Genomic DNA, 19,472 nt, shown 5'->3' with positions numbered 1-19,472 from the left:
CTATCCTCGCTGAAGATCAGACAGATCGCCCGCGCTTCCCGTCCACGCGGCTCAGTGCACCGACGAGTCCGTGAGACGCCGGCGAATCAGCCAGTCAACCGAGAGCGCCCCGGCTCCCCGCGCCAGCAGTACCAGCAGCATCGCCGCCCACTGGATATGCGTGGGCCATGCCTGCGGATAGACGAACAGCTGGATCACCGTGATCATGCCAAGCAGTATCAGCGCCATGGGGCGGGTTGCCAGGCCGAGCACCAGCAGCACTGGCGCCGTCAGCTCAACGGATACCGCCAGGTAGGCGGCCAGTTCGGGCGGCAGCAGCGGCAGCCGGTATTCCTCCCGGAACAGCTCCACCGCCGTCGCCCAGTTCGCCAGCTTGGCCATGGCCGAATTCCAGAAGACGGTGGCGACCGCGAACCGCAACGGAATGGCCAGGGCTGTGTACGGCATGCGATCGAGCCAATCCACGACGCGCTGTGCGCGCGCGACAAGCGTGAAGGGGGTGTGGGGGGAAGGCGTGGCGCGTGTCATGGCGAGAGATCCGGAATGCGTAAGTCAGAGGCCTGGGCCCGGCCGAAGCCGGTAAAGCTGCCGGCCGACAACAGCGTGGCCAGCCACGCGTGCGCGTCCGCCGGCGACGTCGGGCCCAATGCAGCGTGCAGCGGATGCCCGGCCAGCAAGGCCGCGGTGAATTGCCATTGCCACGCGCTGAGCCGGTCGACGTCGATGGCGTCCGATGTGCGGCGCACCAGCAGCCAGACCGGGCCCACCGCGGGGTCGATGCGCGCCAGGGCATGGTCGTCGCGGTTCAGCACCGCGCGCCAGATGGCATCGACGGGGAACGCGGCATGCACCACGCGCACCGCAGGATGCGGCAAGAAACGTATATCGCCGGCTGCGGATACGTCTGATTCCGCCAGGCGGCGTAGATCGAGCGGCGTGGCGTCCGGCGCGTGCAAGACTGCACTCACGGCCCACTCCAGCCGGGCGACGTCAGGCAGGTAGCCAATTGCGGCCGCCTCAGGCAGACGCGCCAGGAATTCCGCGAACGCCTCGCCGTACGCATCCAGCCACGCGCTCTGCGGGGCAGACTGCCCGATGAACAGCCGGGCCGCGCCTTCGAAGAACTCGGGGCCTACCAGGGCCTGGACGGCCGGATATGACAGGCGCAGCGCGCCTACGAGCGTGGCGGTGGCGGTGTTTCGGTAGATACCCAGCCGCGCCTGCGGCACCAGCCCGTCCGCGATCACGTGCGCCGAGGCCCCACCGGCGGCAGGATTCCCCAGTTCCTGGGCGAACGCGCGCTGCAGCTCAAGCAATGAGGGCGGATCGGATTGCATGCTGCTGTCTCTCCAGTGCCGCCTGAGCGATACGCGCTTCCCCCATCAGCACATCGAGAGGCGGCACGTCCGTATCCCATTCGATCAGCGTCGGCACCGCGCCGAACCGCCCAAGCGCCGCCTCGTAGAGCGCCCACACCGCCGGTGCCACGCGCGAGCCGTGATCGTCGATGCGCAGGACCTGCCCCTGCCCGAGTTGCCGCACGCTGTGGCCGGCCAGATGGATTTCGCCGATGGCGGCCGGCGCAAGCGCGTGCAGGTATGTCATGGCGTCCCATCCGTGATTGCAGGCGCTGACATAGATATTGTTGACGTCACACAGGATGCCGCACCCGGTGCGCCGCGCCACTTCGGACAGGAATTCCCACTCGGGAATGGTTGAGTGGCGATACTGGAGATAGGTAGACGGGTTTTCGACCAGAATGCGGCGCCGCAGTGCGCCCTGGACCTGGTCGACATGCGAGCAAACCACGGCCAGCGCCTCCTCGGTCATCGGCAAGGGCAGCAGGTCGGCAAGATACGTGCCGCAGGTGATGCTCCAGGACAGATGCTCCGACACCAGCCCGGGTTCGACCCGTTCAACCACCTCGCGCACCCGCGCCAGATGCGCCAGGTCCAGCCCGTCTGCACTGCCCAGCGACAGGCCAACGCCGTGCAGCGATAGGACGTAGTCACGGCGAATGGCGTCCAGGCAGCCCGGCGCGCGGCCGCCGCCCATGTAGTTTTCCGTATGCACCTCGAACCACGAAACGGCCGGGTGTTCCTCCACCACTGCCTGAGGGTGCCGGAAGCGTAGTCCGATCCCGGCGCGCGGCGGGATCGGGCCCAGCCCGCGTGGGTAGGCGACAGCCGCGGCAGCCATGGTTCGCTCCTGCCTCATGAGACCTTCAGCTTGCCGCCCTGGATCTCTAGACCAAGCGAAAAAAGAAGAAAAGCCCGCTGCAAGGGCGGGCTGAAATCCCTTCGGTGAAAGGGAGAAGACGAGGGTGAGTGTAAACCCTAATAAAATATCTTGCAGAGCATGGCAGAAGCCCGTCGGGTAGTGCCAATCCGTTACTTTCATGATAATGAAACTATGGAATGGCGATGCTAGCGAACGGTGCAATGAACGGCAAGTGCAATGGCGACGACCACAATGATGGCGCCGACGCAGAAGACCCGGTCCATGAATTGAAGGTGTCGCGCCATGGAAATTGCCGAATAGGGGTAATCGTACTTTTCGTGCAAAATCTGGCGGTGAACTAAGAATTATCCTTACAAATCAAAGCTTTAATAAACCGGAACGTTCACTGCCTCGCATCCTTTCGATGCAAAATCTGGCGCCCGCGTTGCCCGCAAGCGCAGCCCTTGTGGTACTTGGAGCTATAGATCACATGTGCCCGGCATCCAATTGCTAGCCGCCAGGGCGGACGAAGTATTTCGTGAACAACCGCTCGGCCTCGCCTAAGCCCTCCTCCGTTAGCCAAACCGATTTCGCGCGGTTCACCGGATCCCCGATGAGTCCTCTCTCGTGCAGGCGGTTCAATGCGTCCCAGTCAAAGCTCCGCCACGCGCGATTCTCCCCACATAAATTCAGGTAGAGCAGCGCGAGGACAACCTCGTCGATCGCGTCGGTATTGATGTCCATTTTGCCTCCTCCTTGAAGATGGCCCTCACGATCCTGCCGCACGCTGCCAAGGCGCCGCTTCGAGCAGCATGTCCTGGTACTGCTCGAGGGGAAATCGCAACGTGCCCCGAAAGTTCACATGCGCCGAATGTGCCGGCCCCATTCGGCGCAGCCAATCGTCCTCGACTCGCTGCCCCTTGCCGCGCCACGCGTCGACTGTCGCCTGCATGCGCTGCGTGTTCCAGGCAATCACCAGATTCGTCAGCAGGGTCAACGAGCCAGAAATCGCGATGATTTCGTCACGACGACGGCCGCGCTCCGGCGCGACCTTGCCTGTGTAAATCGTACGCTGGAGCTCATGTACCGACTCACCGCGATTGAGCAGCGCGTGCAGTTCCCGGCGAAACTCGACGTTGCTGAAATAGTCGCACAGGAACAGGGTCCGCAGCAGCTTGCCAAGCTGTTCCGCCGCCCGATAAATCGGATCCCCTTGGGCTGCGCTGCCGAATCGCTGCAACGCGACGACGGCGCTGACACGCCCTGACTTGATGGATGCAACGAGCCGCAGCAGCCCGTCCCAGCCGTCGCGAATGGGCTTCAATGAGATACCATGATCCACTGTGGGAGCAAGATCTTTGGCCATCTCCATACCCCGTGGCAGATAGAGCTTGCGCTCCGACAAATTGCGTAGCCGCGGGCATAGATCGAAGCCGAGCAGCTTCGATACGGCCATCCCCACGTTCGTATACCCATGAGTATCAACGGCAAGCGCGAGCAGGCCGCCATCTTCGCGCGTGTCGCTGTGGCGCACTGCCCCTTCAATTGCGACCCCCGCCTGGCGCTCGTTAAGGACGATGGGCTGGTTGTACACGATGCCATGCTGGTCCAGGACGTGCGTGTAGATACCGACTGCATGGGTGCGCCTACGCGGATCGACACGAGCGTAGAACAGATGAGGTGAAGTATCCAGGCTCATTGAGTCGCTCGAGGCTCGCTGCCCAGTTCCCCACAACTCTGTGATGGGGTGCGTACGTTGAAACTCAACCACGCGCGCGTTGGCGCGCGACAGCCGGCCCGACATCTCGAGCACACGCATTGTGGTCGAAATCGCCGCAGCATCGACTTGCTGAATCATGGCGGCAACGCCTTTCGCATCGATCTCGGTGCCGTGCGCCATCAGCGCACCATAGAGCGAGACAAGTTCGTTGGCATCGCGTGCCTTCCGCGCCAGCAGTACTTCGCTAAAGCCCGTGCGGACATCCACTTCCATCATCAGATCGGCAAACTGAGCTGTGCCGATCGCCTTGAACAGCAGGTCGCGTGTGCGCCTCGGTATCCCGTCCGTCGGTAGCGCTTCAAGTGCTGACAGGTGCAGGGCGCCATCCCTGCCGATCACGCGGCCGGCTTCGCGAGCCTCCTCCAGCGCCGAGAGGCCCGCCTTCAGGTTCTCAGTCAATCGATCGAGAATGGGATCCGCTGTAGCTGGTAGACCCAATAACGATAGGTGCCGGCCTCGCTCGGACTCCCAATCTGACGGCGGAATCAGCATCTGGTCGCGCTCACGAAAGGACAGACTGTGGTTGATCCACACCGACCCGCGGCGCAGATCTTTGCGCAAGCTCGTGATCGCGGCGGCTTCCAGAGCGCGCAGTGCACGCTTTCGATCGTCGCAGTCGACCAAAGCGCGCCAGTTGGCGCTAATCGGCACTCCGTGGTCAATGGGCAACTCCGTCGCGCCGTCATCGCGCAGCCTGGCGATAAGCTCGAGTTGCTGCAGGCTTGGTTCTGTGTCCCGACCCGAGAATTCCAGTTCACAAAGGGGTGCAAGGAGACTACGGATGCGCCGGTAATCATCAGTCAGCGTTTCGCGCACGCTGGCCGCATGGCTGGCGGGAGGCTTGTCCGGTAGCTCCCCAAGCAGTGCTCCTATCTCTGCAAGTCTGGCTTCTGCCGGGCGCGTGTTGTCACGAACGAGCGCTTTGATCGCGACCAGTTGTTGTCGATATTCAACTGCAGAGCGAGCCTGTTTCGTTGTGGTCTTGTTGTAGGCGTGCCGAACCAGATCGGAAACACGGCGCCCTATTTGATAGAGCAGCGAATCGGTCAACTCGAGCAGCGTCACGCGCAGGAAAAATACCAGCTCAAGAGTGCGCGTCGACCCCTTGAGCTCGCGGGTCTTCACCGGACGGCGCGCCTGAATCCGCTGTGCCCAGGCACGCTGCTTATCGATCGGCACGGTGTCCAGCGTCCATGTGTGTACCCCGATCTCCTTGAGAAACCGAATCTTCTCCAGCGTTTCCGTGAGCGTCGTCGGACTGTGCCGGGCCGGCGGCGTCTTGAGCCAGTCGAGAACGGTCATGTCTGCGGCGTCGTGTTGGCTCGATAGCGCTGCATCGGCTCGCCTCAGTTGCGTCTCAGGGACGGTCGCCTCGATCAGGGCGAGAGTGTCACGCTCGATCTCAGCCCAGACCGATCGTCCGAGATCCCGCAACGTCCGGTCGGCGGGAATCAGAATCCTTCGTTCGTACAGCCAGCAGTTCGCGTGCTGGAGCAGTTCGTCGAGCGTGAGTGATTCCTTGGCATCCTGGCGCATCCATGCTTCGAGGTCTGCCCACTGGTCCGGGCCGATTGACTTCAAGCCCAAATACCCGCAGGCCCAGATCAGGTGGTCATAGAGCGTTTTGTACCGGCGATATAGGGTCCGAAGCGATGCGATCGTCGGCGTCGGTAGGCCGAACCGCTGGCCGATGTAGTGGAGCAACTGACGCGGCAGCGTACTGACCTGGCCGAGGCTATGCCCACTTGCGCGCAGAAATACCAGTTGGATGGCCGCCCCGGCGCGCCGATCGTGCCGAAAGCGCTTATTGATCGCCGCGACGTCGCTGTCCGTCAGTGCGAAATATCGCTCCACATCGAATTCCGACAGTCGCATCGGCAACCGGTCACTTCCCACATAGCGAAATCCCAAGCCCGGCATCTCTTGCCCCCATCGAGATGGCGCGATCCGAATCGCGGGCGGATATGTTACGCCCTCCACTCATTCGCAGCGGCCAACAGGTGTGGGCCTGTCGGAAAGCCTTATCGACAAAGGCTTTCGGGGAAACCGCCAGATTTTGCACGAAAAGTACGATTACCCCGTGACGTGAAGGAATGGATTTCCCTGTCCAGCGTTGCAAAAATCGCTGGCTCTACAGACAGGGGCAAGTGGGACGGCGCAATGCGGACTGCGTGTAATTCCCACCCGCAATCGTCTCAGCGCGTTCTCATGCCGAGTTCGAGCAGGCTCCAGGCCGCGCCGATCAATGCCTCTGGACTCACGGATTCCGGCCGCATCGCATCTTTCCTCAATGCCAGGCAAAGAACCCCATCCATCATGGCCCAGAGGGCATTGGCGGTGTTTTCAGGGTTGAGGCGTGGATTGATGTAGCCGGCCGCTATGCCATCCCGAATGATGGCAGCGAGCTTGGAATTCTGGTCTCGGGTCATCGATGCGATTCGTGTAATGGCCTCCGGTTCTTCGGGGGGGTTAGCCAGGATGCGGAACTGCTCTGGACGCTCAAAGGCGAAGCGCACATAGGCGCCGAATATCCGCTGGGCACGCTCCTCTGGTGTGCCGGCACCGTCATAAGCCTCGTCTATGTATGCCCGGTTTTCCTCCATGGCCCGCTCAGCAATGGCCATCAGCAGCGCGGGCTTTCTGCCAACACGGTTGTAGACCGTTTGCAGAGAGACGTCTGCTCGTCGGGCAACCTCTTCGGCCGTGACTGCGGCGACGCCCCCCTCCATCAGGAGTTCCTCAGCGATATCGATCAGGTTCCGGCGCATATCGGCCGCCCGCCGTTGGGTGCGTGTCAGGGTTGGTGTATTCATGGAGGTTGACTTTACCACTTCCCATGATTAGAGTTTACTCCATAGTTGGATATAACTCCATGGAGACGATTATGCGGCGGCTTGATGTGATGTTCCCCTCCGAGGGGTTCGAATGCGTCGCATGGCTTTACCTGCCTGACGGCACCCGTCCAGCTCCGGTGGTTGTCATGGCCCATGGCCTGGGGGGACCCGGGAAATGCGGCTGGACGCCTTTGCCCAGCGCTTCTGCGAGGCTGGATATGCCTGCCTGGTCTTCGACTACCGGCATTTTGGTGGCAGCGAGGGCGAGCCCCGGCAACTGCTGGACGTGACCAAGCAGTTGCAGGACTGGAAAGCGGCAATCGCCTTTGCCCGGATGCGCGCCGACGTGGATGGCAGCCGGCTGGTGATCTGGGGCACGTCATTTGGTGGCGGCCATGTGCTGACCACGGCCGCCGATAACCACCAGGTGACGGCAGTCATTTCGCAGTGCCCATTCACCGATGGCATGGCCTCCAGCTTTGCCGTGCCCCCGTGGACCTCCATCAAGGTAACCGCGAGGGCTATGCGTGACCAGATCGGTGCTTCGCTGGGGGCGGCCCCCATTACGGTAGCGCTGGTGGGCAAGCCCGGCGCTACGGCGCTCATGGCGGCGCCCGATGCCGAGCCGGGTTACATGCAACTAGTACCCAAGCACTCGGCCGCGACCTTTCCCAATTTCGTCGCCGCGCGCTTTGCGCTCCAAATCATCCGGTACTTCCCAGGCCATAAGACGCCGCGGATTACCTGTCCGGTGCTCTTTTGCATCTGCGATCCAGATACCGTCGCTCCGACCTACACCACCCTCCGCCACGCCATGCGGGCGCCGAAGGGCGAAATCAAGTTCTACCCCTACGGCCATTTCGATATCTATGTCGGCGAGGCCTTCGAGCGTGTCGTTCACGACCAGATCACCTTTCTGCGTCGCACTGTTCCCCTGAACTGAGGACTTGCCATGGCTAAATACAACTTTCACGGCCGTGTGGTCGCTATCACAGGCTCTACCGGTGGCTTGGGCGCTGCCGTTGCTACTGCCTTGGTCGCAAAGGGCGCCAACGTTGCCTTGTTCGACATCGATCGCGCTGCGCTTGAGGCCCAAGTAGGGGCACTGGGTGATCGAGCTTTTGCCCATGAAGTGGATGTGCGCTCGCTGGACAGTATCAACCGGGCGATGAGTGCGGCGGCGCAGCATTTCGGTGGCCTCGACATCATTGTGGCAAACGCTGGCATTGACTATGTAGAGCCGCTGATTTCCGCCACCCCTGGGAAATTCGAGCGTGCGATCGACATCAACCTGACCGGCGTATGGCGCACCTTCCATGCCGGTCTCCCGCATGTAATGCAGCGCGGGGGATACCTGATGGCCGTTTCCTCCATGGCGGCTTTCGTCCACTCTCCCCTGCAAGCTCACTACACGGCGAGCAAGGCGGGGGTCTGGGCGATGTGCAACAGCATCCGACTAGAGGTTCGTCATCTGGGCGTTGGTGTAGGCAGCGTGCATCCTACGTTCTTTCAGACTCCAATGATGGAAGCGATCCACGCTGATAAGGCGGGAGTGAAGCTTTGGAGCGGCAATCAGGGAGGTTTCTGGAAAATGATTTCTCTTGAAGACGTTGTCGCCGGGATTCTGCGCGGCATTGAACGTCGTAGCGACATGGTCGTGCTGCCGAAACATAACACGCTGGTCGCGAAGGCTCCGGGATTCTTCCGGTCATTCGTGGAAGCGCTCGGTTTCAAGCAATCGGACATCAAGGAAGCCATCGCACTAACAGTGCGACGCTGAGGGCTTGTTCAAGCAAACACGTTCAACGGAGATCTGAATGGCATACGATCTGCACGACAAGGTAGTGCTGATTACAGGCGGCGCGGGCGGAATCGGAGCGGCAACTGCTCGAGCTCTTTATGAAGCGGGAGCGAGGCTGGTTCTAACCGATGTCACACAGGGAGAGTGTCGATCTGATCGCCGCCTCGTTCGACTCAAAGCGCGTTCTGGCCTTGGCGCTGGATGTGACGGACATGGCTGCAACAAAAGAGGTCATTCAACGCTCGATATCTCGGTTTGGCCGCCTAGACGTTGCATTTGCCAACGCTGGGATTTCGTGGCGAGGCAATCCGGCCACCGTTTATACATGCGATGAAGCCGAGTTCGAACGCATCATCGAGGTGGACTTCCTTGGCGTTTGGAGAACGATAAAGGCTGCGTTGCCCGAGGTTGTGCGCAACCAAGGACAGATCGTGGTGACTTCGTCGGTCTATTCCTTCGTGAATGGCATGGTCAACGCACCCTATGCGGCGTCCAAAGCCGCCGTCGAGATGCTGACCCGCTCACTCCGTGCCGAACTGGGCGGCACGGGAGCCACAGCTAGTGTCGTCTACCCTGGCTGGGTTGCCACCCCGATCGCCAAGGTGGCCTTTGGGGGCACGACCTCGCTACGCAGATGAATGAGCAAGGCTTCCCTGCCTTCTTGAGGCATCCCGTGCAACCCGAAGAGATCGCACGGGGTGTCGTCCTGGGTCTAAAATGTCGCAAGCCGCGCATCATGATTCCGCGGCGATGGGTGCCACTTTCCTGGCTGCGGGGCCTGTTTGCTACTGTCACGGATTGGCATATCGGTCGTCATCGAAAGATGCAGTCGGCCGCCCATTGGCCTGGAGCGGATGCTGCGCATCCGCTTTTTGCAGCACTGGTTCAACCTGGCGGATCTGGCCTGCGAAGAGGCGCTGTATGACAGCGCCAGCCTGCGCCGCTTCGTTGGGATTGACCTGGGTCGTGAACCTGTGCCGGATGCCACCACGCTGCTGAAGTGCACCAGCTTGCGGAGCGGCTATTCGCTGAGGTAGGCCGTATCCTTGATGTAGCCGGGAGGTAGTCGGATTGCACGTCTACTCGAAGCGCAGTTGGCAATCACGTGGCGGGCTCACATGAGATCAGTGGAGCGTGCTCGCGCCCGGATGGCCTAGCGGGTCCATTAAGGCAATGCTGATTAAGGCAATGCTGATTAAGTCCTCCGCTTCATGAGGAAGAGCGTTATGTGAGGGATCAAGAGCGCAAAGAGAAGAACATGAAGCAGATGACGTTGGCAGCGGGTGCAGATCAAGGGGCTGGATTCGAGCAATACCGTAAGCCGACGCGACGTGAGGCATTTCTGGCGACGATGGAGACGATCGTGCCGTGGGCGGCGTTGTGCGCGGTGATCGAGCCGTACTATCCGAAGGCCGGCAACGGCCGGCCGCCCATTGGCCTGGAGCGGATGCTGCGCATCCACTTTTTGCAGCACTGGTTCAACCTGGCGGATCTGGCCTGCGAAGAGGCGCTGTATGACAGCGCCAGCCTGCGCCGCTTCGTTGGGATTGACCTGGGTCGTGAACCTGTGCCGGATGCCACCACGCTGCTGAAGTTTCGCCGCCTGTTGGAAAAGCACCAGCTTGCGGAGCGGCTATTCGCTGAGGTAGGCCGGATCCTGCAAGCCAGCGGCGTGAAACTGAAAACCGGCACCATTGTGGATGCCACGATCATCGGTGCCCCCAGTTCGACGAAGAACGAAAAGAAGGCGCGCGACCCCGAGATGCATCAGACCCGGAAAGGACAACAGTGGTTCTTTGGGATGAAGCTGCACATCGGCGTGGACAGCCAGAGTGGGTTGGCCCATTCGGCAGTCGTGACGCCGGCCAATGTCCACGACAAGCATGCGCTACCCCAGTTACTGCATGGGCAGGAACAGCGCGTCTATGGTGATAGTGCCTACGCCAGTCAGCAGGAGCTGATCGCATCGAAAGCTCCCCACGCCAAGGACTTCACCAATCAGCGTACCCGCAAGAACGGCCAGATTGACGAGGTGCAACGCGGGAAGAACCGAAACAAATCGAAGATCCGTGCCCGGGTCGAACATGTCTTTGCCGTGGTCAAGCGCCTGTGGGGTTTCACCAAAGTCCGCTACCGCGGCCTGAAAAAGAATGCCGGCCGGGCCTTCACGGCCCTGGCGCTGGCCAATCTTTACCTGAGCCGAGGACATCTGATGGGAGCAGTCCGCCCATAAAGGGCGAGTGCGGGGCGAGCGCCTCGCCAACACACCCCGTTGGGGGGCGCAGCAAGCCAAAATCTCGTCATCAGAGCCATTCTTCAAAGCGAATAGGCTCCGCGTCGAACCGCTCCACAAAAAATCAGCAGCTTATTCAGCGTAGCCTTAAGTCCTCCGCTTCATGAGGAAGAGCGTTATGTGAGGGATCAAGAGCGCAAAGAGAAGAACATGAAGCAGATGACGTTGGCAGCGGGTGCAGATCAAGGGGCTGGATTCGAGCAATACCGTAAGCCGACGCGACGTGAGGCATTTCTGGCGACGATGGAGACGATCGTGCCGTGGGCGGCGTTGTGCGCGGTGATCGAGCCGTACTATCCGAAGGCCGGCAACGGCCGGCCGCCCATTGGCCTGGAGCGGATGCTGCGCATCCACTTTTTGCAGCACTGGTTCAACCTGGCGGATCTGGCCTGCGAAGAGGCGCTGTATGACAGCGCCAGCCTGCGCCGCTTCGTTGGGATTGACCTGGGTCGTGAACCTGTGCCGGATGCCACCACGCTGCTGAAGTTTCGCCGCCTGTTGGAAAAGCACCAGCTTGCGGAGCGGCTATTCGCTGAGGTAGGCCGGATCCTGCAAGCCAGCGGCGTGAAACTGAAAACCGGCACCATTGTGGATGCCACGATCATCGGTGCCCCCAGTTCGACGAAGAACGAAAAGAAGGCGCGCGACCCCGAGATGCATCAGACCCGGAAAGGACAACAGTGGTTCTTTGGGATGAAGCTGCACATCGGCGTGGACAGCCAGAGTGGGTTGGCCCATTCGGCAGTCGTGACGCCGGCCAATGTCCACGACAAGCATGCGCTACCCCAGTTACTGCATGGGCAGGAACAGCGCGTCTATGGTGATAGTGCCTACGCCAGTCAGCAGGAGCTGATCGCATCGAAAGCTCCCCACGCCAAGGACTTCACCAATCAGCGTACCCGCAAGAACGGCCAGATTGACGAGGTGCAACGCGGGAAGAACCGAAACAAATCGAAGATCCGTGCCCGGGTCGAACATGTCTTTGCCGTGGTCAAGCGCCTGTGGGGTTTCACCAAAGTCCGCTACCGCGGCCTGAAAAAGAATGCCGGCCGGGCCTTCACGGCCCTGGCGCTGGCCAATCTTTACCTGAGCCGAGGACATCTGATGGGAGCAGTCCGCCCATAAAGGGCGAGTGCGGGGCGAGCGCCTCGCCAACACACCCCGTTGGGGGGCGCAGCAAGCCAAAATCTCGTCATCAGAGCCATTTTTCAAAGCGAATAGGCTCCGCGTCGAACCGCTCCACAAAAAATCAGCAGCTTATTCAGCGTAGCCTTAAATCTTCCAGAGGCGTGCTGTGGCACTTCGGGCAGTCATAGCGCCACCTACCGGCCTCGGTATCAATCACAAGAAATCCACGGTAACGGCCAGCGGCCAACTCCTCCACCGCGGTCACGATGGTCACGCAACCACGCTCATATGTTGCCATGGTGATGCTCTGTAGAGTTCAACTGAACAGAGTGTAGCAAGATGATATCCGCTAGCAACACTGGAGATTGGCCATCATCAAAAGGGCGCATGTATGGGTCTTCTTGATTTTGAACATTTAGCGCCGTTCGCCCCTCGGCGCCCGATTTCGCTCGTGGTGCGGATTCCGAAGACCCATTCGCGCGTCACGCGGCTAACCGCAGCACAAGAGGCCACCGCAAGCGCGGCTCCCCACGATGACGTCGAGCGGGAAATGCAACCCGCAGATCCTCCGTGCTATGCCAGGCATGGGGCCATGCGTGGGTTCGACCGTCCTACATTTCATCGATCCCGATTTGTACCCGATCTACGATGTCCGCACGGTAGAGCCAAGGAACCGCTAGCCCCTCACGTTGATGCGTTCAAGCAGTATTTGACCGACCGTACGCTACGACCACGGCCAACTACATGGGCAGCACTGTGGACCAGCAAGGCAGTTCGCCAACGCAGAGCCCTGACCTGCGATGTTTGGGGATTCCTGACTCCCTGGTGGGCGACCGGATTGGCTCTCTCGGCCGTCTTGCGAACGAGGATGGCTCCTTGCCCTACTGCCGGCACGCGCCACCGGGGTCGCTTGCCTTTGCCGCATTTCCTGCTTGATGATGTCGACGGTGCGTGGCAGAGATGTCATGCGCTGAGGGTTGGTTTGAATAACAAGCATTGCATCGCCGCCGGCGGGCGAGGAGCCATCGGCTGCGCCCGCAGGAGAAAGTGCCAGTGCTGTTACCGCTGGAACGAACAGTAAGTAAGCGACGCGTCTTGTCATTTTTGACCTTGCTCGGCCTATTTCAATGCAATGATGTCAGGCGAGCAACAAGGGACCATGGTCATCGCAATGATCCCCATGGGGGTGATGCAGATGATTGCCAACCAAATAATCGACATGGTCGCCGTGCGGTACTGCCTCATGGCCGCAGCCAGGGCCGTGCTTATGGTTAGGGTCATGGCCGCCGCACTGATGATTGGGGGTACACCGATCGGGATTGGTGTCGCTTATTGCAAGCACGTGCTCATCGATGTGATCGCCGTGCAGGTTGTGGAGGTGCCCGTCATGCAGATAATCAACATGTCCCTCATGACGTACGGCGCGGTGTCCACAATTGGGCCCGTGCTGGTGAGGGTGATTGGTGGGGTGTGGCATAGGGCAGTCAGCCATGGCGCTAACTCCTTGAATGGATGTCCGAATTCGGAACCCGGTGGACGCGGTTGCACAGAGGACGGGGAAGGACCGGCAACTACTTATTGAATCCTAGAAGCTGGTATTACCGTATGCAAGCAAGAGCCCGTGGGCCTTGCCCCTTCATTGTGTTCGCAGATGGCCTGAATCCCAAATCCATGAGCGGGTGGCCGGCATACGCCATCGCTGGCCCCGACGCGCACGGTGGGTATCGCCAGATGCACACAAATGCCTGACGCGGATCAACGCCTGGGCATAGGCAACCAGCAGCCCCCAGCCCGCGGCCGCAGCAGCGGAGAAACCAGGCATTGTGGACACACTAAGCGCGTTGTTAGCTGGCAAAATTGCAACACGGATTACCCCCTCTGACCAGCTGCTCGCCGAGCAGCTGGTCGTCAAGAACTGTGCGTCGCTAGCTGACCAGGAAGGAAAGCATCATGGCATTCGGCAAGCTCGACGGAGACGATGACGACGTGATGAGCCAGATCAACATGACGCCACTGATCGACGTCATGCTGGTGCTGTTGATCATTTTCATCATCACGATTCCCGTCATCCATGCTGGCTGCCCGTCGGAGCGCTCCACGAAGCAGTCCTTGTAGCAAACTGCCAAGGACAGGCCCGACCACAGCTTGTTGCGGTCAAGATCAAGATATAGAAAGCTCGCCTAAGCACGGGAGACCTGCTTTCGGCCAAATCCAGTTTCCTCGTACTATTTGCGTGCCGCTGCAGTCCAAGTGACTGCGTCAGCTGGACATATAGGTTGACTATGCAACACACGGCATTACTTGCGTTTATTCTATTTTTCGACTAAATTGGAACTATGGAAGAACAAGACGTTGTCCGTTCTCTCGCCGCGCTGGCACACAACCTCCGTCTGCAAGTCTTTCGGATGCTGGTAGTTGCCGGTCCGGGAGGTTTGACCCCGGGGGTCATCGCCGAGCAGCTCGACGTGCCGGGCGCCACGCTGTCGTTCCACCTGAAGGAGCTGATGCACGCGCACCTGGTGACCACGCAGCGTGAGGGCCGGAATCTGATTTATCGGGCGGAGTTCCGCCAGATGAATGCGCTGCTGGGCTTCCTGACGGCCAACTGCTGTCAGGGCGAGCCCTGCCTTGAGGTCAGCGCGACCTCCTGCCAATGCTGACGGAAGATTCTGATGAAGCGATTTCACGTTCACCTCCACGTCGATGACCTGAGCAAGAGCATTGCGTTCTACTCCAGGCTGTTCGCCGCTGAGCCGACGCGCGTGGAGAGCGACTATGCCAAGTGGATGCTGGACGATCCGCGCATCAATTTCGCGATCTCGACACGCGGCGATCAGCCGGGCGTCGACCATCTCGGCTTCCAGGTGGACGATGCGGCCGAGCTGGCTGAGCTGAAGGCACGCGCCGAAGCGGCCGACATGGCCGTGCTCGACGAAGGCGCGACGACCTGCTGCTACGCGCGCAGCGACAAGCACTGGGTCACCGACCCGCAAGGGATTGCATGGGAGCACTTCCACTCGCTCGCCAACATCCCCGTGTTCAGCGAAAGCAAACCGGACGAGGCAACCGCTACGAACTCAGCCTGCTGCCCACCCCGCGCACCGCGTGGCAAGGCACTCGGCATTGCCGTGAACCCTGACACTTCTTGCTGCTAGGAGCACAATCGTGACGGAAAGAACCTACAACGTCCTGTTCGTCTGCACGGGCAACTCGGCGCGTTCGATTCTTGCCGAGGGCCTGCTAAACCATCTCGGACAAGGCCGCTTCAGGGGCTTCTCGGCTGGTAGCCACCCGACCGGGCGCGTAAACGCCCATGCACTGCACACGCTGAAGCAGTATGGGATCCCAACGGACGGCTTTCGCAGCAAGAGCTGGGATGAGTTCTCGCAGCATGGCGCGCCCGAGCTGGACTTCGTCTTCACCGTTTGCGACAAGGCCGCCGGCGAAGTTTGCCCGGTATGGCCAGGCCAACCGATGACCGCGCACTGGGGTGTCGCAGACCCAGTGGCGGTTGAAGGCACGGAAGAACGCAAGCAGCAAGCGATACGCGATACGGCGCTCACGCTGAAACGACGCATCGAACTGCTCCTGTCATTACCGATTTACAAGCTCGATAAAGTTGCCCTGCAAAAGGCAGTGCGCGAGATCGGGCAGAACTAGCCTGTTTTTTCATGACCACAAACGTACTGATCCTCTGCACTCACAACTCCGCGCGCAGCGTCCTCAGCGAGGGCACGCTTAATTACTGGGCTGACATGCTGGGCAAGGATGTGCGCGCCTACAGTGCCGGCAGTGCACCGAGCGGCCGCATCAATCCCTTTGCACTGGAGACCCTGGCAAACGTTGGCGTGGACACGTCGGGTCTTCGCAGCAAGAGCTGGGACGAGTTCGTCGCGAAAGGCGCACCGCAGATGCGCGTGGTCATCACCGTGTGCGACAGTGCCGCCGCAGAGGAATGCCCCTACTGGCCAGGCAGCCCCGTCAAGGTCCATTGGGGCTACCCCGATCCGTCAAACGCGCCGGGCGGAGATGAGGGTAAGCGTCAGGCCTTCGAGTTGACGCGGCAGGCCATCGGTTATCGCATGCTCCAGTTGCTGATGCTGCCGCTGGACAACATGAGTAATGCCGAGCTGCAGGAATGCCTCGACCGAATTTCGAAGAGCTAAGCATCATGATTGATTTGCAGCGCAGGCTTGCCGCAGAAGCACTGGGCACGGCATTGCTCCTGGCCGTCGTGATTGGCTCAGGGATCATGGGGGAGCGGCTCGCCGGCGGAAACGTCGCTGTCGCCCTCCTGGCCAACACTGCGGCCACGGTTGGTGGCCTGTACATCCTGATTGAGGTTTTTGGCCCCATCAGCGGTGCGCATTTCAATCCGGCCGTCAGCGCGGTCATGGTGGTACAGGGCGAGCTGCCTGGAACCGCCTTGATCCCATACATCGTCGCGCAGCTCGCCGGCGCGGTTCTGGGCGCGTGGCTGGCCCATGCCATGTTCGACATGACGCTCCTCCAGTTCTCCACCAAGGTGCGCACCGGCCCGGGACAATGGATCGCTGAAGCCGTCGCAACGGCCGGACTGCTACTTGTGATTCTGCGCGCCCCGAACGGTCGCGCCTCGGCGATGGTCGCGGCCTACATCGGCGCGGCATACTGGTTCACCGCATCCACGTCGTTCGCCAATCCGGCAGCAGCCTTCGGTCGCATGTTCAGCAACAGCTTCGCCGGGATTGCGCCGGGCAGCGTGCCGGGCTTCGTTCTCGCGCAGTGCGCGGGTGCGGCCATCGGGCTCATGGTGCACCGCATGCTGGAGCCGCGACAGATTCGCCGCGGCCACCCTAATGTCATTGAGTCTTCCGGCGAGCACCAGGCGGATCGGTCCTGAAGACGTTGCATCGGGGCCGGACACGTCCGGCCCTCTCGCGATCAGGTCGTCTCAAAACGACGCCTCTTGAAGCTCACGGTTTCCTTGAAGTCCGCCACGGTGCCGATCCGACGCAGATCCGCCCAGGTCCCCTTGTAGTACGGCACGACATTGCGGTCCGTCCACGGTGTGGTCACGTTGCCCATCACGCCGTTGTAGTGGCCAAACTGCATGAAGGTCTGATTCCGCTTGATGTCTGGCTCGAGGTACGCCAGCGCATAGGTCGAGCCATAGTCGTTGTAGACCTCGACCACATCACCGGAGCTGATGCCAAGAGTCCGTGCATCCTCGGGATTGATTTCGAGATAGGCCATTGGCACCCTGGCGCGAACGAAGTCGTTGTACTGGTCGTGGTACATCGTTTGCCAAACTTCGTTGACACGGCCATTATTGATCCAGAAATGGTACTTGGCCTTCAGGTCTGCCACCGGTTTCGGCAGGCCGGGCCAGGTGGCTGGCTTGAACTCTGCCTTGCCGTCGGCGGTATCGAACTTGCCATCCATGTAGAGCATCTCAGTGCCGATCAGCTTGCCATCGCGATACGCCTGAACCGGCAATTGAACGCCGTTGTTGCCCATGGCGCGCAGGCGCGCGAAGGTGACGAGGTTGCCCGTCTTGCCGCCCTGGCTATCGATCGGCACCGCGCCGGGCTGTCCCGCCTGACGGAATCCGTCGTTGAAGGCATCTTCCTCCGTTTTCCAGTCGAAGCCGCTGAAGCGCGCCACCATCTCTTGCTTGCCTTCCGCCTCGTACATGCGCTTGAGGGTATTGGCGATGCCCGCAGCGATCAGGCAATCCGGCCGCGCCGTGCCCGGCGGATCCATGAAGCGATCGGACAACCGCATCCGACGCTCGCCATTCATTGACGTGAGATTCATCTCGCCGGGATGGGCGGCAGGAAGCATCAGGTGCGCGCCGTCGGACAGCATGGTGGGGTACAGGTTGATGTTGGTGAGGAAAAGACCACCCTTGCTTTTCACGGCGTCATAGATCGCATCCGTCATCTGTTGCATCGATGCGCCACGTTGGCGGGCCATGGCTTCCCGGACGATGCCGGCACGGCGAAGAATGACTGCGCGATGTTCCTGGGCATTGAGCGTGGTCTGGAATGGATTCGCACCCCACGCCGTGTACATCAGGCCCTTGCCGTGAATGATCTCCTGATCGACATAGATCTTGGTGTTGCCCGGATATGGAGGCCTAGCGTAGCCCTCCTGGTGGCCGCCCATCCGTACGACACCGGTTCCGCGTCGGCCGACATTGTGCGTTGCGAGCACCAGATCCACGAGCGCGGACTGAATCAGGTAGTTGTCGTTGCCCCAGATGATGCCTTTCTCGTAGGCATGCATCGTATGAGGGCGATGACCCGACGCTTTCGGCTTGTATGCCCATTCCGCCGCGCGGCGCAGCTTGTCGGTGGGCACGCCGGTGATGCGGCTGCATTCATCCAGAGACAGCTTGTTGGCGCGCAGCGCGGCGTCGAACCCCTTGGTGTAGGTGGCGATGAACTCCTTGTCGTGCCACCCCTGGTCCACGACATAGGTGAGTAGTCCGTTGAATAGCGCGATATCGGTACCGGGCTCGATATCGAGGTGCAGCACGTTCTCTTTGCCGGCGGCCTGCTCCGCGATCGCGATCGTCGTCGTACGACGTGGGTCGACGAAGATGACCTTGGCAGCGGCCATGCTCTCGCCAGGGAAGCGCTGCTTGCGCTTGTCCATCGTCTGGCCCTGCAGATTCGGCAGCCAGTGGGCAAGGAAATAGTTGGTCTGTGTCTCGTAGGAGTTGCAGCCGACCGCCATGATCACGTCTGCCAGTTCCGCGTCCTCGTAGCTGTTATTCAGCTCGCCGATTCCCATCTCGCGGGTAGCATGGCATTCGGAGTTATACGCCGGGCGGTTATGGATGCGGACCAGCGGCGTTTTCAGGGCTGTGAACATCAGCTTGCCCGTGCCCCAGGTGTTCTCGAAGCCGCCGCCAGCACCACCGTGGTCGAAACAGTCAAATGCCAGTGCGGCGGGACCATCCCGATCGAGGATCTTCTTGGTCAGGCCGGCATAGAGGGCCAGGGCATCGTCCCAACTGGTGTCTACCCACTGGTCGGACACGTAGATGCGCGGGCTGCGCAGCCGTTCGCGAGCAACCCCATCGGGGTTGTACATCACCTTGGCCAGTTGACCGCCGCGCGTGGACGACAGGCCCTTGTTCACCGAGCACTGCTTGTCGGGCACGATCATGATGTTGTAGCGTCGACCATCTCGATCGGTGATCGTGTTCTGCATGTTCGGGGTCATCACCACGGAAAGGGGTGGAAGCTGCTTGCGGAAGTCCAGCCCGAGCGCGTTCTGGCCGGGAGCCCGGCCGCCTTCGCTGTTCTCCGGCCACTTGTAGACGTGATATCCGCACCCCACAATGCAGAAATGGCATGTCAGATTGGTGCGCTGCGCATTTGCCGGGGGCAGCGCCACCCGGTCCTTGTTGGTCGCCATGGAAGT

At 60.8% G+C, this 19,472-nt stretch carries 16 protein-coding genes and 4 pseudogenes; 12 read left to right on the top strand and 8 right to left on the bottom strand.

Annotated features, from left to right (window positions below; genetic code table 11):
* Window positions 1-51 precede the first annotated feature (51 nt).
* From KB879_RS31330 to KB879_RS31305, 6 genes are all read right to left on the bottom strand, one after another.
* Window positions 52-528 (bottom strand): DoxX family protein, encoded by a 477-nt coding sequence (locus KB879_RS31330; RefSeq protein WP_211983330.1) that lies wholly within the window; start codon window positions 526-528, stop codon window positions 52-54.
* The gene (locus KB879_RS31325) at window positions 525-1,337 is read right to left on the bottom strand and encodes a DUF2063 domain-containing protein (RefSeq protein WP_211983328.1); all 813 of its coding nucleotides are present in this window, start codon (window positions 1,335-1,337) and stop codon (window positions 525-527) included. The genes KB879_RS31330 and KB879_RS31325 overlap by 4 nt, the downstream gene beginning before the upstream one ends.
* Window positions 1,309-2,199, bottom strand: a complete 891-nt coding sequence (locus KB879_RS31320; protein WP_211984249.1) for a DUF692 domain-containing protein — start codon at window positions 2,197-2,199, stop codon at window positions 1,309-1,311. The genes KB879_RS31325 and KB879_RS31320 overlap by 29 nt, the downstream gene beginning before the upstream one ends.
* 531 nt (window positions 2,200-2,730) lie before the next feature.
* Window positions 2,731-2,964 (bottom strand): DUF6429 family protein, encoded by a 234-nt coding sequence (locus KB879_RS31315; protein ID WP_115737110.1) that lies wholly within the window; start codon window positions 2,962-2,964, stop codon window positions 2,731-2,733.
* A 25-nt stretch (window positions 2,965-2,989) separates the two neighbouring features.
* The gene (locus KB879_RS31310) at window positions 2,990-5,920 is read right to left on the bottom strand and encodes a Tn3 family transposase (protein WP_211983326.1); all 2,931 of its coding nucleotides are present in this window, start codon (window positions 5,918-5,920) and stop codon (window positions 2,990-2,992) included.
* 275 nt (window positions 5,921-6,195) lie between these two features.
* Window positions 6,196-6,813 (bottom strand): TetR/AcrR family transcriptional regulator, encoded by a 618-nt coding sequence (locus tag KB879_RS31305; RefSeq protein WP_211983324.1) that lies wholly within the window; start codon window positions 6,811-6,813, stop codon window positions 6,196-6,198.
* A 71-nt stretch (window positions 6,814-6,884) separates the two neighbouring features.
* On the opposite strand from KB879_RS31305, the pseudogene KB879_RS31300 reads away from it, so the two are divergent.
* The 6 genes and pseudogenes from KB879_RS31300 (at window position 6,885) to KB879_RS31275 (ending at window position 12,053) form a co-directional block, all read left to right on the top strand.
* Window positions 6,885-7,777: pseudogene (locus KB879_RS31300) on the top strand (alpha/beta hydrolase).
* A 9-nt stretch (window positions 7,778-7,786) separates the two neighbouring features.
* The gene (locus KB879_RS31295) at window positions 7,787-8,614 is read left to right on the top strand and encodes an SDR family NAD(P)-dependent oxidoreductase (protein WP_211983322.1); all 828 of its coding nucleotides are present in this window, start codon (window positions 7,787-7,789) and stop codon (window positions 8,612-8,614) included.
* Window positions 8,615-8,651: 37 nt separating this feature from the next.
* Window positions 8,652-9,464, top strand: a pseudogene (locus tag KB879_RS31290) (SDR family NAD(P)-dependent oxidoreductase); the annotation flags it as partial.
* Between the two features lies 1 nt (window position 9,465).
* Window positions 9,466-9,636, top strand: a pseudogene (locus tag KB879_RS31285) (transposase); the annotation flags it as partial.
* A 257-nt stretch (window positions 9,637-9,893) separates the two neighbouring features.
* Window positions 9,894-10,868 carry an IS5 family transposase gene (locus KB879_RS31280; protein WP_116386451.1) on the top strand — a complete coding sequence of 325 codons (975 nt, stop codon included), beginning with the start codon at window positions 9,894-9,896 and terminating at the stop codon, window positions 10,866-10,868.
* Between the two features lie 210 nt (window positions 10,869-11,078).
* Entirely contained in the window at window positions 11,079-12,053 is a 975-nt protein-coding gene (locus KB879_RS31275; RefSeq protein ID WP_116386451.1) for an IS5 family transposase, read from the top strand.
* Between the two features lie 1,141 nt (window positions 12,054-13,194).
* Here KB879_RS31275 and KB879_RS39575 read toward each other — a convergent pair.
* Window positions 13,195-13,548, bottom strand: coding sequence for a hypothetical protein (locus KB879_RS39575; protein WP_249221444.1), 354 nt, complete (start codon window positions 13,546-13,548; stop codon window positions 13,195-13,197).
* 458 nt (window positions 13,549-14,006) lie between these two features.
* On the opposite strand from KB879_RS39575, the pseudogene KB879_RS31265 reads away from it, so the two are divergent.
* The 6 genes and pseudogenes from KB879_RS31265 to KB879_RS31240 all read left to right on the top strand — a co-directional run.
* Window positions 14,007-14,129 (top strand): annotated as a pseudogene (locus tag KB879_RS31265) (ExbD/TolR family protein); the annotation flags it as partial.
* 263 nt (window positions 14,130-14,392) lie between these two features.
* Window positions 14,393-14,716, top strand: a complete 324-nt coding sequence (locus KB879_RS31260; RefSeq protein WP_211983320.1) for a helix-turn-helix transcriptional regulator — start codon at window positions 14,393-14,395, stop codon at window positions 14,714-14,716.
* 12 nt (window positions 14,717-14,728) lie between these two features.
* Entirely contained in the window at window positions 14,729-15,211 is a 483-nt protein-coding gene (locus tag KB879_RS31255; RefSeq protein WP_211983319.1) for an ArsI/CadI family heavy metal resistance metalloenzyme, read from the top strand.
* A 7-nt stretch (window positions 15,212-15,218) separates the two neighbouring features.
* Window positions 15,219-15,716 carry an arsenate reductase ArsC gene (locus KB879_RS31250; protein WP_211984247.1) on the top strand — a complete coding sequence of 166 codons (498 nt, stop codon included), beginning with the start codon at window positions 15,219-15,221 and terminating at the stop codon, window positions 15,714-15,716.
* 11 nt (window positions 15,717-15,727) lie between these two features.
* Window positions 15,728-16,222, top strand: a complete 495-nt coding sequence (locus KB879_RS31245) for an arsenate reductase ArsC (RefSeq protein ID WP_211983318.1) — start codon at window positions 15,728-15,730, stop codon at window positions 16,220-16,222.
* 5 nt (window positions 16,223-16,227) lie between these two features.
* Window positions 16,228-16,938: an MIP/aquaporin family protein gene (locus tag KB879_RS31240; RefSeq protein WP_211983317.1), complete on the top strand. Its 711-nt coding sequence runs from the start codon at window positions 16,228-16,230 to the stop codon at window positions 16,936-16,938.
* Window positions 16,939-16,979: 41 nt separating this feature from the next.
* On the opposite strand, the gene KB879_RS31235 is transcribed toward KB879_RS31240, so the two are convergent.
* Window positions 16,980-19,466: an arsenate reductase (azurin) large subunit gene (locus tag KB879_RS31235; RefSeq protein ID WP_211983316.1), complete on the bottom strand. Its 2,487-nt coding sequence runs from the start codon at window positions 19,464-19,466 to the stop codon at window positions 16,980-16,982.
* Window positions 19,467-19,472 lie beyond the last annotated feature (6 nt).

The sequence above is a fragment of the Cupriavidus sp. KK10 genome, assembly GCF_018223725.1.
In the GTDB taxonomy this organism is placed as follows: domain Bacteria; phylum Pseudomonadota; class Gammaproteobacteria; order Burkholderiales; family Burkholderiaceae; genus Cupriavidus; species Cupriavidus necator.
The sequence above is the reverse complement of the archived record's forward strand: the minus strand, read 5'-3'. Positions and strand labels throughout refer to the sequence as shown.

Coding starts and splice junctions, on each gene's coding strand:
- KB879_RS31330 (WP_211983330.1), bottom strand. CDS start 528: ATGACACGCGCCACGCCTTCCCCCCACACCCCCTTCACGCTTGTCGCG.
- KB879_RS31325 (WP_211983328.1), bottom strand. CDS start 1,337: ATGCAATCCGATCCGCCCTCATTGCTTGAGCTGCAGCGCGCGTTCGCC.
- KB879_RS31320 (WP_211984249.1), bottom strand. CDS start 2,199: ATGGCTGCCGCGGCTGTCGCCTACCCACGCGGGCTGGGCCCGATCCCG.
- KB879_RS31315 (WP_115737110.1), bottom strand. CDS start 2,964: ATGGACATCAATACCGACGCGATCGACGAGGTTGTCCTCGCGCTGCTC.
- KB879_RS31310 (WP_211983326.1), bottom strand. CDS start 5,920: ATGCCGGGCTTGGGATTTCGCTATGTGGGAAGTGACCGGTTGCCGATG.
- KB879_RS31305 (WP_211983324.1), bottom strand. CDS start 6,813: ATGAATACACCAACCCTGACACGCACCCAACGGCGGGCGGCCGATATG.
- KB879_RS31295 (WP_211983322.1), top strand. CDS start 7,787: ATGGCTAAATACAACTTTCACGGCCGTGTGGTCGCTATCACAGGCTCT.
- KB879_RS31280 (WP_116386451.1), top strand. CDS start 9,894: ATGAAGCAGATGACGTTGGCAGCGGGTGCAGATCAAGGGGCTGGATTC.
- KB879_RS31275 (WP_116386451.1), top strand. CDS start 11,079: ATGAAGCAGATGACGTTGGCAGCGGGTGCAGATCAAGGGGCTGGATTC.
- KB879_RS39575 (WP_249221444.1), bottom strand. CDS start 13,548: ATGGCTGACTGCCCTATGCCACACCCCACCAATCACCCTCACCAGCAC.
- KB879_RS31260 (WP_211983320.1), top strand. CDS start 14,393: ATGGAAGAACAAGACGTTGTCCGTTCTCTCGCCGCGCTGGCACACAAC.
- KB879_RS31255 (WP_211983319.1), top strand. CDS start 14,729: ATGAAGCGATTTCACGTTCACCTCCACGTCGATGACCTGAGCAAGAGC.
- KB879_RS31245 (WP_211983318.1), top strand. CDS start 15,728: ATGACCACAAACGTACTGATCCTCTGCACTCACAACTCCGCGCGCAGC.
- KB879_RS31240 (WP_211983317.1), top strand. CDS start 16,228: ATGATTGATTTGCAGCGCAGGCTTGCCGCAGAAGCACTGGGCACGGCA.
- KB879_RS31235 (WP_211983316.1), bottom strand. CDS start 19,466: ATGGCGACCAACAAGGACCGGGTGGCGCTGCCCCCGGCAAATGCGCAG.